Origin of the sequence: Phytohabitans houttuyneae (genome assembly GCF_011764425.1) — a bacterium.
GTDB classification, from domain to species: Bacteria; Actinomycetota; Actinomycetes; order Mycobacteriales; family Micromonosporaceae; genus Phytohabitans; species Phytohabitans houttuyneae.
In genome coordinates, this window is sequence record NZ_BLPF01000002.1 from 481670 (window position 1) to 494739 (window position 13070).

The 13070-nt window shown below is 69.7% G+C and carries 7 protein-coding genes and 1 pseudogene; all 8 read left to right on the forward strand.

Annotated elements, in window-relative coordinates:
* The first annotated feature begins 1 nt into the window (after window position 1).
* The 8 genes and pseudogenes from Phou_RS25675 (at window position 2) to Phou_RS25710 (ending at window position 12930) form a co-directional block, all read left to right on the forward strand.
* Window positions 2-1225: a mandelate racemase/muconate lactonizing enzyme family protein gene (locus Phou_RS25675; RefSeq protein WP_173059877.1), complete on the forward strand. Its 1224-nt coding sequence runs from the start codon at window positions 2-4 to the stop codon at window positions 1223-1225.
* Window positions 1226-1355: 130 nt separating this feature from the next.
* Window positions 1356-4223, forward strand: a complete 2868-nt coding sequence (locus Phou_RS25680; RefSeq protein WP_173059880.1) for an NEW3 domain-containing protein — start codon at window positions 1356-1358, stop codon at window positions 4221-4223.
* 17 nt (window positions 4224-4240) lie between these two features.
* Entirely contained in the window at window positions 4241-5287 is a 1047-nt protein-coding gene (locus Phou_RS25685) for a zinc-dependent alcohol dehydrogenase (RefSeq protein ID WP_173059883.1), read from the forward strand.
* A gap of 11 nt (window positions 5288-5298) precedes the next feature.
* Window positions 5299-6864 carry a sigma-70 family RNA polymerase sigma factor gene (locus Phou_RS25690; RefSeq protein WP_246273861.1) on the forward strand — a complete coding sequence of 522 codons (1566 nt, stop codon included), beginning with the start codon at window positions 5299-5301 and terminating at the stop codon, window positions 6862-6864.
* Between the two features lie 387 nt (window positions 6865-7251).
* A complete protein-coding gene (locus Phou_RS25695; protein WP_246274072.1) occupies window positions 7252-8574 on the forward strand; it encodes an endo-1,4-beta-xylanase in 1323 nt (440 codons plus the stop codon).
* Window positions 8575-8909: 335 nt separating this feature from the next.
* Window positions 8910-10205, forward strand: a pseudogene (locus Phou_RS25700) (glycoside hydrolase family 43 protein); the annotation flags it as partial.
* Between the two features lie 56 nt (window positions 10206-10261).
* Window positions 10262-11575 (forward strand): CE1 family esterase, encoded by a 1314-nt coding sequence (locus Phou_RS25705; protein WP_173059889.1) that lies wholly within the window; start codon window positions 10262-10264, stop codon window positions 11573-11575.
* Between the two features lie 32 nt (window positions 11576-11607).
* Window positions 11608-12930, forward strand: a complete 1323-nt coding sequence (locus tag Phou_RS25710) for an extracellular catalytic domain type 1 short-chain-length polyhydroxyalkanoate depolymerase (protein ID WP_173059892.1) — start codon at window positions 11608-11610, stop codon at window positions 12928-12930.
* Window positions 12931-13070 lie beyond the last annotated feature (140 nt).

Here is a 13070-nt window from a genome sequence, read left to right on the forward strand (position 1 = left end):
CATGCGGATCACCGGATACCGGACCCTGAGGACGGCACAGCGGTGGGGGCGACCCGTCGGTGACGCCAACGGTGTCTTCCCCGATGGCGTCATGCCGGTGCCGATCATCCTCGTCGACACCGACGAAGGGATCACCGGAGTCGGCATGGGGCCGCACGTGGAAGCCGACGCCGTCTTCGCCGCCATCGACGGTCAGGACCCGCGCGGGGTGGTGGCGCTTTACGACCGCATGCTGCGGCACACGTTCAAGGCCGGCCACGCCGGCGTCGTGTTCGGCACGATCGGTGCCTTCGACACGGCGCTGTGGGACATCAAGGCGCAGGCGGCGGGCGAACCGTTGTGGCGGCTGCTCGGCGGCAGCGACCGCACCGTGCACGCCTACGCGTCCGGCCTGGACATCGCCCTCACCGACGACGAGCTCGTCGCCGCCTACGAGGCGTACGGGCAGCTGGGGCTGCGCGCGGCCAAGCTCAAAGGTGGCCTGGACATCGAGCGCGACCGCCACCGGCTGACGCTCGTGCGGGACGTGCTGACCCACGCGGCGCGCGGTATGCGCCCCGGACTGATGCTGGACGCGAACGAGTCCTGGACCCGCAAACAGGCCGTCCGCCACGTCTGCGAACTCGAGCGCACGATCGACCTGACCTGGATCGAGGAGCCGGTGCGGCGGTGGGACGCCGACGGCCTCGCCGCGGTCAGCCGCGGCGTACGCGCGTCGGTCGCCAGCGGGGAAAACCTGACCGGACTCGAACAGTTCGCCCCGCTGCTCGCCGCCGGCGGCCTGGACATCGTCCAGACGGCGGCGGTCTGGGGAGTCACCCACTTCCTGCGCGTCGCCGCCCTTGCCCACGCCCACGACCTGCCCGTCAGTCCGATCGGCAACACGCCCGTCGCGCTCCTGCACGCCGCGACGTCCGTGCCCAACCACCTCGCCAGCGAACTGCAGGATCTGCGCGCCCCCGTCGGGCTGCACCTGGACCTGCACGTGGAGGACGGCGCGTTCATCCTCGGAGACTCGCCGGGGCTCGGCATCCGGGTCGACGAAGGCGTGATAGCCGCCGCGCAGGACGGCCGGTCGACGGCGCCCACCGGACCCCACGTGCGACCTGAGCAGGCCGGCCGGCGGCTGCTCGCAGTCAGCGAGCGCGACGGGCGTCAGCCGCAGCCGCATCCCGTCGACGTCCGTCAGGCACCGGCGGCCGCCGAGACATCGCAGGTCGCCTAGGTCTGAGACGCCCGGCTGTACCGACCCGGATCGGCCCCACAGGAAGGAAACCCTCGCTGTGCGCCCCTGGCTGGCCCATCAACGAACAGTCGCCGTGGCCGCGGCCCTGACCGTGACTGGAGTATTCGGCATGCCCACACCGGCTGCGCAGGCCGCACCGCCAGAACTTGTCATCGTGGTCGCACCACCGGGTACCGGCAACGCCAGCGACGACGGCCCTGGTACCTTCGGCCGGCCGCTGGCGTCGTTGCAGGAAGCGCAGCGCCGCGCCCGTCAGGCCGCCGCCAAGGCAAACCGTGACGTCGTCGTACACCTGCGCGGCGGAACGTACCGGCTGGATGCGCCCCTGCGGTTCGACGCCGCGGACTCCGGCCGCGACGGGCGCACCGTCACCTGGCGCGGAGCCCGGGACACCACCGTCCTCAGTGGAGCACAGCCGGTCACCGGCTGGCAGCTCGACGACGAGGCGACCGGGATCTACAAGGCGGAGGTCGGCACCGGCTTCGACACCCGGCAGCTCTACGTCGACGGGGTACCGGCACAGCGGGCCCGGCTCCGCCTGGCACGTACCGACATCACGCTCAACGCCGAGGGCTTCACGCTCAACAACCCGGATCTCGCCTACCTCGCCACGCTGCCGGACCAGCGGCGCATCGACCTGCAGGCGATGCTGTCGTTCACCAACCGGTTCGCACCGGTGCAGAGCATCACCGGCAACACCGTGCTCATGCAGCAACCCGCCTGGGACAATAACACCTACGGCTATGACACCATACAGTCTCCACTGCGGACTCCGACGTTCTTCCTGTTGAACGCCAAGCGGTTTCTGGACGAGCCGGGGGAGTGGTACCTGGACACCACCGCCGGAACTCTTTACTACAAACCGCTACCCGGCCAGGACATCCAGCGCGCCCGGGTCGAGCTGCCGAGGCTGGAGTCCCTGCTCCAGGTCGGCGGCACCTACGACGCCCCCGCCCGCAACCTCCGCTTCGAAAATCTGACCTTCACCGGCACCACGTGGCTGCACCCCAGCACACCGAACGGCTACGCCAACCAGCAGACCGGCGTGTTCATCACCGGAGTGCAGCCCGACCGGCCCGCCGACGCGTTCACCTCGTGCGCGTTCGGGTGCCGCGGCTTCGAGGGCTCCCGCAACCAGTGGGCGCAGGCCGCGGCCGCCGTGCAGGTCTCGGCGGCGGACGGCATCACGTTCCTGGACAGCGCATTCGTCAACCTCGGATCGGTCGGGCTCGGTATCGGCAACGACGCGAACGCCCACGCCACCGGCGTCGGGCTCGGCGCCCGAAACATCTCGGTCGTCGGCAGCACCTTCACGGCGAGCGCCGGCGGCGGCATCGTGGTCGGCGGTGTCCGCCCGGACGCGCACCATCCGTCCGACCCCCGGATGGTCAACAGCGACATCCGGATCAGCAACAACCGCGTCTTCGCCACCGCACTCGAGTACCTGGACCAGGACGCCATCTTTGCCAGCTACGTCGCGCGGCTGAGCATCGAGCACAACTACGTCTCCGACATGCCGTACACCGGAATCGGGCTCGGCTACGGCTGGGGTGCCAACGACCCGGGCGGCAGCCCAGAGTACCTCAACCGCGGCCTGTACGACTTCCAGCCGATCTACCAGACCCCGACGACCGCCAGCGACGTGCGCGTGGTCGGCAACCACGTACGCAACGTCGTGCAGACAATGTTCGACGCCGGCTGCATCTACACGCTCTCGGCCATGCCACGTAGCACGATCGAGGAGAACTTCTGCGAAAACAGCGGCCAGCTCGGCCTCTACTTCGACGAAGGCTCCCGATACCTGACCGCCAGCCGCAACGTCTTCATCAGCACGGCCGGGCAGTGGGCGCACGCCAACAACCAGAACGGCAACCACACCGGCGACCTGACCCTGACCGAGAACTACGCCACCAACCCGGCCATCACGGGCATCGTCAACGGCAGCCGCGGCAACGTCACCCGCGCCAACCTCACGATCACCGCGGGGAACCCGCCGATCGAGGCCAGCCGCGTCATCTACAACGCCGGACCGGCAGGTGCCTACCGTGACCCGGTCGACCCCAACCGCCCACCGGTCGGGGCGGTCCTGGCGGCCGATCCGGCCAGCCTGAGCGCCGGCGGCACCACCACGGTCACCGCCACCGTCCACAATGTCAGCGACAAGGCGGTGTCCGGACTCACCGCGGCGATCACGGTGCCGGACGGCTGGCAGGCCGTGCGCGCCGGACCTGCCCTGCGGCCACGGCTCGCCCCGGACACCGCGCAGACCGCCTCCTGGCGCGTCACCGCGCCCGCCTCGGTCACCACCCCGGTCGCCCGGGCGGCCGTAACCGCCGTGCTGGAACTCCGGGCCGGCCAGACACCGTACAGCGTCACCAGGACGCTGAACGTCACCGCCGTCAACCCGCTGACCTCCCTGCCCGGCTACGGGTCGGTGCCGAGCCAGTTCGGCGAGGCGGGCGGCAGCTACGCCATCCTGACCTCCGGCACCGACATCTGGCAGGACGGCGGCGGCTCGTTCGACGAGTACGGCACCATCTACCGCGACGGCGCGGTGACCGCCTCCTCGACGGTGACCGCGCGGGTCACCGCGATGGACAACACGAATCCGTGGGCCAAGGCCGGTGTGGCCATCCGCAACGACCTCACCGGCGCCGGGGTGTCGCCCGGCTACGCGGTGGTGGTCGTGACACCGGGCAACGGGGTCGCCTTCCAGTGGGACGCCAACGGCAACGGCTACCTCGACTCCTTCAGCGGTGCCAGCGGCATCAGGGCACCCGCCTGGGTACGGTTGGTCCGCTCCGGCGACACGGTCAGCGGCTACTACTCCACCGACGGCGACACCTGGACCAAGGTAGGCCCCACCGTCACCCTGGCCGGCATCTCCGCGACGCAGGACGCCGGACTGATCGCCACCTCGCACGCCGCAGGGGTGACCGGACAGTTCAGCTTCAGCGACTTCACCGTCACCCCCTAACTCTGGACGGAGGATCGATGGAGGCGGTCGTCTACCGCGGCGCCCGTACGCTCCGGATCGAGAGCCGCGACGCCGACCCACCCGGACCCGGCCAGGTGGCGATCGAGGTCGCCTACACCGGCATCTGCGGTACCGACCTGCACATCTACCGCGGCGACCTGGACGCGAGGGTAGGGACGGAGGCGGTGATCGGCCACGAGATGTCCGGCCGTGTCGCCGCGGTAGGCGAGGGCGTCGCCGGCTGGAGCGCCGGGCGGGCGGTCACCGTGATGCCGACCCGTTCGTGCACCCGGTGCGCGGCCTGCCTTCGCGGCCACTACCACATCTGCCACGCCCTGGACTTCCTCGGCATCGACTCGCCCGGCGCCATGCAGTCGACCTGGAACGTCCCCGCGAACCTCGTGTTTCCCCTTCCGGCATCGCTGCCGTTGAAGCACGCCGCGCTCGTCGAGCCGGTCGCGGTGGCCGTACACGACGTGCGCCGGGCCCGCGTCGGCACGGGGGAGCGTGTCGTGGTGGTCGGCGGCGGGCCGGTGGGGCTGCTCATCGCCATGCTCTGCAGCGCCCGTGCGGCGCGGGTGTTGCTCGTCGAGCCCAACCCGTTCCGCCGCGCGGTCGCCGAGCAGGCCGGGATCGAGGCCGTCGACCCGCAGGCCACCGACGTGGTGGCGCTGGTCAACAGGCGCACCGCCACCGCCGGCGCGGACGTCGCCTTCGAGGTCTCCGGCTCCGCCGGCGGTTTGGAGACCGCGGTCGACGTCCTGACCACGCGCGGCCGCCTGGTCATGGTGGCCATCCATCCGCAGCCCCGCCCGGTCGACCTGCACAGGTTCTTCTGGCGCGAGCTGGAGCTGTTCGGGGCCCGCCTGTACCGCCGTGACGACGTCGCCGAGGCCATCCGGCTGATCGAGACCGGCGCGATCCCCGCCGAGAGGTTGATCTCCCAGACGCTGCCGGTCCAGGATGTGGACGCGGCCTTCGCGGCCCTTGAGAAGGGCGGCGACGTCATGAAGGTCCTACTCGACTGGCACGGCGGCGCCCGGGACGCAGGGGTGGGCCGATGATGCGAGCCGGCATGACCGAAGAGACCAGCCTCGTCGCCGCCGCCCAGGCCGGCGACCGGCAGGCACTGGACAGCCTCGTCGGCGCCTACCTGCCATTGGTGTACGCCATCGTGCGCAGAGCACTGGACGGACGTCCCGACGCCGACGACGTCGTGCAGGAGACGATGCTGCGGGTCCTGCGGGAGCTGCGGACGCTGCGCAGTCCGGAGAGCTTCCGGCCCTGGCTGGTAACGATCGCCACCCGCCAGGTCAGCACACACCTGCACCGGCGGCAGGCCGAGGCCGATCGCTCCGCCGCCCTCGACGAGGTCACCGACCCGCCGGCCGCCGACGCCGAAGACTGGGCCGTGCTCCGCGCGGAGCTGTCCGGGCACCGGCGTCAGGTGACGCGCGCCAGCCGCTGGCTGGACTCGGACGACCGCGCGCTGCTGTCGCTGTGGTGGCTGGAGACCGCGGGCGAACTGACCAGGACGGAGCTCGCGGCGGTACTGGGTGCGAGCGTGGCGCACACCGGCGTGCGGGTCCAGCGGATGCGCCACCAGCTGGAGCTGAGCCGTTCGCTTGTCGCCGCCCTGGACGCGCGGCCCCGGTGCGCCCAGCTGGACGCCGCGTTGCAGGAGTGGGACGGCGTGCCGAGTCCGCTGTGGCGCAAGCGCATCACTCGGCACACCCGCGACTGTCCGATGTGTACCCGCGCGGCCGCCGGCCAGCTTCCCCTCGAGCGGCTGATCGTCGGCCTGGCGCTGCTGCCCGTCCCGCTGGCGCTGTCGGCCGCGGTGCTGGGCAAGGCCGCACTGGCCGGAGCGACCGGTGGCGCGGGCACGGCGATGGCGGGCGCGACCGGCACGGGAGCGGTCGCGGCCGGCGTCAAGGCCGGACTCCTCAGCCAGCTGGCGCAGGCGGTGAGCGCGCACCCGGTCGCGGCGACCGTTGCCGCGGGCGCGCTCGTCGCCGGAGCGACGGTCACCACGGTCACCTGGTCCACGCCGACCCCACCGGGCCGGCCGGTGGTCGCGGCGCCGACAACGGCACCCGCGGCGCGGCCGGTGGGCGCGGCGCCGGCGCTGGCCCCGGCGTCGGCCGCACCGCACGCGCGGCGCCCGAGCCCGACGGTCGTCAACCCGTCGACCACGGCCCCGTTCGCGTTGGGGCTGGCGTCGTTGGAGTCCATCAACCAGGTCGGATTCGTGATAACGACGAGGGACGACCTCGGTGTGCTCGAGTTCGTGGACGCCGGTGCCGACGCGCCGTCGCGGGAGCGGGCGACGTTCGAGGTGGTGTCCGGTCTGGCAAACCCGAGATGCGTCTCGTTCCGGGTCAAGGACGGCCGGTACCTGCGCCACGCCTCCTGGCGCCTGAGGCTGGATCCGGACGAGGGCACCGACCTGTTCCGCGGCGACGCGACGTTCTGCGTCCGCGAGGGCGCGGCCCCGGACTCGGTCTGGCTGGAGTCCGGCAACTATCCGGGTTGGTTCCTGCGCCATCGAAACCACGAGCTGTGGGTGGACCAGTCCGACGGCACCCCGCTGTTCGGCGCCGACGCCTCCTTCCGGCCGCGGGCGGCACTTGCCCGGTAGCGGGCTCGCGGCCGTCACGACCAACGGACACCGGTCGTCATAACAGAAACTTCGTGTGACCTTTCGCGCCCTGGCCTCGAATTGCGGCAGAGAAATCTGTTACGGATCGCGGCTGCAGAAGGTCCGCCCATCAGGAGAGCACGTATCGACGTTTCCCTCTTGAACGCGTCGAAACAATCTGGCAATCTCCCAACCATCGATGGAAGCGTTCCCACAGCCTGAGCCGCGCAAGCGGAAACCCATGCGGGCCAGCGATGTTAGCGCTAACGCATCGGAGTTGATCGGATTCGGAAGGTGCTGACTATGAGGAGTCTCTTGAGCGGTCGTCTCCGGCGGCGGCGTGCCGCGGCCCTGCCTCTGCTCGTGGTCGGGCTGCTGGCGGCCGGCATGGCCCTGGTGTCGGCCGGCACCGCCGCCGCGGGTACCACCCTGGGTGCTTCGGCTGCGGAGAAGGGTCGTTACTTTGGTGCGGCGGTTGGTACGTACAAGTTCAATGACAGTACGTACATGACGGTGTTGAACCGTGAGTTCAACAGTTTGGTCGCTGAGAACGAGATGAAGTGGGATGCGACTGAGCCGCAGCGGGGGAGTTTTAGTTATGGTGCGGGTGATCGGATTGTGAGTCATGCCCGGTCGCGGGGTATGTCGGTGCGTGGGCATGCGTTGTTGTGGCATGCGCAGCAGCCGGGTTGGGCGCAGGGTTTGTCGGGTGGGGATCTGCGTAATGCGGCGATTAATCATGTGACGCAGGTGGCGACGCATTTTCGTGGGCAGATTCATTCGTGGGATGTGGTGAACGAGGCGTTTGCTGATGGTGGGTCTGGTGGTCGTCGGGACTCGAATTTGCAGCGGACGGGTAATGATTGGATTGAGGCGGCGTTCCGGGCGGCGCGGGCGGCGGATCCGGGTGCGAAGTTGTGTTACAACGACTACAACACTGATGGGATCAACGCGAAGTCGACCGGTATCTACAATATGGTGCGGGATTTCAAGGCTCGTGGTGTGCCGATTGACTGTGTGGGGTTGCAGTCGCATTTGGGTACGACGATTGACTCGTCGTACCAGGCGAACATTCAGCGGTTCGCGGACCTGGGTGTGGATGTGCAGATCACCGAGTTGGATGTGATGCAGGGTGGTAACCAGGCGAACATCTACGCGACGGTGACGCGGGCGTGTCTTGCGGTGTCGCGGTGTACGGGCATCACGGTGTGGGGCGTGCGTGACTGTGACTCGTGGCGGGGTTCGGACAACGCGCTGCTGTTCGACTGCGCCGGCAACAAGAAGGCCGCCTACAACGCCGTCCTCGACGCCCTCAACGGCGGCTCGCCGCCCGCCGGCAACCGGCTGCGCGGCGAGGCATCCGGCCGGTGCATGGACGTCGCCAACGCATCCTCGGCCAACGGCGCGCAGGTCCATATCTGGGACTGCCACACCGGCGCCAACCAGCAGTTCACTGCGAACGGGCGTGCACTGCAGGTGATGGGCAAGTGCCTGGACGTCGCTTCCAACGCCGGCACCGGTACCCGGGCGCAGATCTGGGACTGCAACGGCGGCGCGAACCAGCAATGGGTCTTCAACAGCAACGGCACGATCAGCAACGCGCAGACCGGTCTGTGCCTGGACGTCAACGGCGCCGGCACGGCCAACGGCTCCGCGGTGATCGTGTGGACCTGCCACGGCGGTGCCAACCAGCGCTGGGCGCGGGCCTGAGACATGACGGTGCGGCAAGCGGGCTCAACCGGCCCACGCCGAGCAGCCGCACCTGCCACCCGGTAGCGCCGGGGCAAACCCGGGCTCCGCTTCCAGGGCACTGACGCGCCGGCGGCATGACGCCGACATGCTGCCGCCGCCCCAGTGAGCTGGAAGAGGGCCGGCGCGGATTGGGGCAACTCCGCGCCGGCCCGGCGACCACGGCCACTCCACGAAAACGCGTCCGCGCAGAGGCGGGCCATGAGGAGGGAACAGTGCAGTACGTATCGTCCGGTCGTGCCGCGGGCAGGCGGGGCATCGCCTGGCTCACCGCGCTGCTGTGCCTCGTGGTGCTGGTGCCCGGGGTGGCACGAGCCGACAATCCGATCGTCCAGACCATCTACACCGCTGACCCGGCACCTCTGGTGCACAACGGCCGCGTCTACCTCTACACCGGACACGACGAGGACGGCTCGACGTGGTTCACGATGCGCGAGTGGCGCGTCTGGTCCTCCGCGGACATGGTCAACTGGACCGACCACGGCTCGCCGATGAGCCTGTCCACGTTCAGCTGGGCCAGCGCCGACGCGTGGGCCGGGCAGGCGATCCAGCGCAACGGCAAGTTCTACTGGTACGTGCCGGTCAAGAACCGCTCGACCGGCCGGATGGCCATCGGCGTCGGTGTTTCGGACAGCCCGACCGGGCCCTTCCGCGACGCTCTGGGGCGCCCGCTCGTGGAAAACGGCGAGATCGACCCGTCGGTCTTCATCGACGACAACGGCCAGGCGTACCTCTACTGGGGCAACCCCAACCTGTGGTACGTGCGGCTGAACGCCGACATGATCTCGTACTCCGGCGGTGCGACGCAGATCCCGCTGACCGCGGCCGGATTCGGCGCCCGTAGCGGAAACACCAGCCGTCCCACGCTGTACGAAGAAGGCCCCTGGGTCTACAAGCGCAACGGCCTGTACTACAACGTCTTCGCGGCCGAATGCTGCTCGGAGTTCATCGGTTACTCGACCGCCACCGGGCCGACCGGACCGTGGACCTACCGCGGGACCGTCATGCCACGGCAGGGCAGCAGCTTCACCAACCACGCCGGGATCATCGACTTCAATGGCGGCTCGTACTTCTTCTACCACAACGGCGCCTTGCCGGGCGGCGGTGGCTTCACCCGCTCCGTGGCGGTGGAGAAGTTCAGCTACAACGCCAACGGCACCATACCGACCATCAACATGACCACGTCCGGAGCTCCTCAAGTCGGCACGCTGAACCCCTTCGGCCGGCAGGAAGCCGAGACGATCGCCTGGGAAAGCGGCGTGGAGACCGAGCCGTCCGGCGACGGTGGAATGAACGTCGGCTGGATCGAAAACGGCGACTGGATCAAGGTCAAGGGCGTCGCGTTCGGCGGCGGTGCCAGGTCCTTCACCGCTCGGGTCGCCTCGGGCACCAGCGGCGGCCGCATCGAGCTGCGCCTCGGCGGCACCAGCGGCACCCTCGTCGGCACCTGCACCGTGCCGGGCACCGGCGGCTGGCAGACCTGGACCACCGTCAGCTGCCCGGTCAGCGGCGCCACCGGCACGCAGGACCTCTACCTGCGCTTCGCCGGCGGCAGTGGCTACCTGCTCAACGTCAACTGGTGGCAGTTCACCTGACCCCCTGAACCCCACCACCGACAGCACGACACGGACGACATAGGAGTTTTGTGATGTCAAGGCATCGCCCCTTCTTCGGGGCCGTCGCGGCCGCGTCATTGCTGGCGCTCGTCGCGGCCGGCGTGACGGTGAGCGGCGCTCTCAACGGTGCCGCTTCCGCCGCGGACGTGGGCGTCGCCGCCGCGACCGCCGGATGCGGTAGGGCGCCGACCCTGCAAACAGGTACGCACACCATCCAGAGCAACGGAAAGAGCCGCAGCTTCATCCTGCGGCTCCCGGCCAACTACAACAACAGCAACCCGTACCGGCTCATCTTCGCCTTCCACTGGCGGGGCGGTACCGCCAACGAGATCGAGTCGGGCGGGACGAGCGGCCGGGCGTGGTCGTACTACGGCCAGCTCGAGCAGTCGAACGGCACGGCCATCCTGGTAGCGCCGCAGGGCCTGGGCAACGGCTGGGCCAACTCCGGCGGTGAGGACGTCACGTTCGTCGACGACATGCTCCGCCGGATCGAAGCGGACCTGTGTGTCGACACGACCCAGCGCTTCGCCACGGGCTTCAGCTGGGGCGGTGGCATGAGCTACGCGCTCGCGTGCGCCCGGCCGACCGTCTTCCGCGCGGTCGCGGTCATCGCCGGCGCGCAGATCAGCGGTTGTAGCGGCGGCACCCAGCCGATCGCCTACTTCGGACTGCACGGCATCACCGACAACGTCCTGAACATCTCCCAGGGCCGTGCCCTGCGCGACACCTTCGTGCGCAACAACGGCTGTACGCAGCAGAGCCCGCGCGAGCCGGCGGGCGGCAGCCGCACGCACATCACCACCGCCTACACCGGCTGCCGGGCGGGCTACCCCGTGCAGTGGGCCGCGTTCGACAACGGGCACATGCCGGGGCCGGTCGACGGGACCTACACCGAAAGCGGCGTGACGACCTGGACCAAGGGGGAGATCTGGAGGTTCTTCGCCCAGTTCCAGAACACCACGCCGAACCCGACCACGCCTCCGCCGACCACGACGCCCCCGCCTTCCTCGCCGCCACCCTCCTCGCCTCCGCCGTCCTCGCCCCCGCCGGGCGGTGCCGGCTGCTCGGCTTCGGTGTCGCTCAACTCCTGGACGGGCGGCTTCGTAGCCACGGTGCGGGTGACCGCCGGCACGAACGGGACCAACGGCTGGACCGTCAGCCTCACCCTGCCGAGCGGTGCGAGCATCACCAACACCTGGAGTGCGTCGGCCAGCGGGAGCACCGGCAGCGTGCGGTTCACGAACGTGAGCTACAACGGCCGGCTCACCCCGGGCCAGGTCACGGAGTTCGGATTCCAGGGCAGCGGCAGCGGATCCGGCATGACGCCCACCTGCACCGCCACCTGAACGATCCCAGACCCTCCGAACGGAAGCCGCGCATGAAACTCAGGACCACCCTGCTGGCCGCCGCGGCGGCCGTGGCCGTCGCCTCGGCGGCGGCCACGGTCGCCGTACCGGCTCCGGCGTCCGCCGCCACGCTCACCCAGGTGACCGGCTTCGGCACCAACCCGAGCAACCTGCAGATGCACCTGTACGTACCCGATCGGGTGGCCTCCCGGCCGGGCCTGCTGCTCGCCCTGCACTACTGCACCGGCAGCGGACCCGCTCTGCACACCGGCTTCCCCCTGAGCTCGCTGGCCGACCGGTACGGCTACATCGTGATCTACCCATCCGTCACCCGCAGCAGCAAATGCTGGGATGTCTCGTCCCCGCAGGCGCTGCGGCGGGACGGCGGCAGCGACCCCGTCGGCCTCAAATCCATGATCGACTACGTGCGGCAGCGCTACCCCGTCGACGCGAGCAGGATCGTCGCGGCCGGCTTCTCGTCCGGCGCCATGATGACCAACGTCATGCTCGGTCTCTACCCCGACCTCTTCGCCGCCGGGGTGAGCTCGTCGGGCGTCCCGTTCGGCTGCTTCGCCACCACCAACGGCTCGGAGTGGAACAGCGACTGCTCCGGCGGCCGGATCACCAGGACCCCGCAGCAATGGGGTGACCTGGTACGCGCCGCGTATCCCGGCTACACCGGCGCACGGCCACGGATACAGATCTGGCACGGCACCACGGACACCACGCTGAGCTACGTCAACTTCGGCGAGCAGATAAAGCAGTGGACCAACCTGCACGGCGTGTCACAGACTCCCGCTTACACCGACTACCCGCAGACCAGCGCCACCCGCACCCGGTACGGCGGCACCGGCGGCACGGCGCCCGTCGAAGCCATCAGCTTCCAGGGCTACGGCCACTCGATCCCGTTCGACGGGGCGCAGGCCATCCGCTTCCTCGGACTGGACACCGAAGGTCCGAGCCCGGCGCCGAGCGGGCGCGTGGTGGGCGTGCCGTCGGGGCGGTGCCTGGAGGTGCCGGGCAGCAGCACCACCAACGGCGCGCAGACCCAGCTGTGGGACTGCACCGGTGCCCCCAACCAGGGCTGGACCTACACCTCCAACAAGCAGCTCATCGTGTACGGCACCAAGTGTCTGGACGCCTCCGGGCGAGGCACCAGCAACGGCACGGCAGCCATCATCTGGGACTGCAACGGCCAGAACAACCAGCAGTGGAACGTCAATACCAACGGCACCATCACCGGAGTCCACTCCGGACTTTGCCTGGACGCCAGCGGCGCGGGTACCGCCAACGGCACCAGGATCCACCTCTGGTCCTGCCACGGCGGCAGCAACCAGCAATGGGCCCTGCGTTAGCCCTTGTCGGCCGACGAGCTGCGGTGGGGCCCGGCGCGCGCGGCGCGGGGTCCCACCGCCTCTCCAGAGGCAACTCACCCGGGCGTGGTCGGCGCACGCCTGTCATTTAGGTCGCACGACAGGAAGCGAGAACACCGATC

Excerpts from the sequence above, each read along its gene's own strand:
- Phou_RS25675 (WP_173059877.1), top strand. The coding sequence starts at position 2 with ATGCGGATCACCGGATACCGGACCCTGAGGACGGCACAGCGGTGGGGG.
- Phou_RS25680 (WP_173059880.1), top strand. The coding sequence starts at position 1,356 with ATGCCCACACCGGCTGCGCAGGCCGCACCGCCAGAACTTGTCATCGTG.
- Phou_RS25685 (WP_173059883.1), top strand. The coding sequence starts at position 4,241 with ATGGAGGCGGTCGTCTACCGCGGCGCCCGTACGCTCCGGATCGAGAGC.
- Phou_RS25690 (WP_246273861.1), top strand. The coding sequence starts at position 5,299 with ATGACCGAAGAGACCAGCCTCGTCGCCGCCGCCCAGGCCGGCGACCGG.
- Phou_RS25695 (WP_246274072.1), top strand. The coding sequence starts at position 7,252 with ATGGCCCTGGTGTCGGCCGGCACCGCCGCCGCGGGTACCACCCTGGGT.
- Phou_RS25705 (WP_173059889.1), top strand. The coding sequence starts at position 10,262 with ATGTCAAGGCATCGCCCCTTCTTCGGGGCCGTCGCGGCCGCGTCATTG.
- Phou_RS25710 (WP_173059892.1), top strand. The coding sequence starts at position 11,608 with ATGAAACTCAGGACCACCCTGCTGGCCGCCGCGGCGGCCGTGGCCGTC.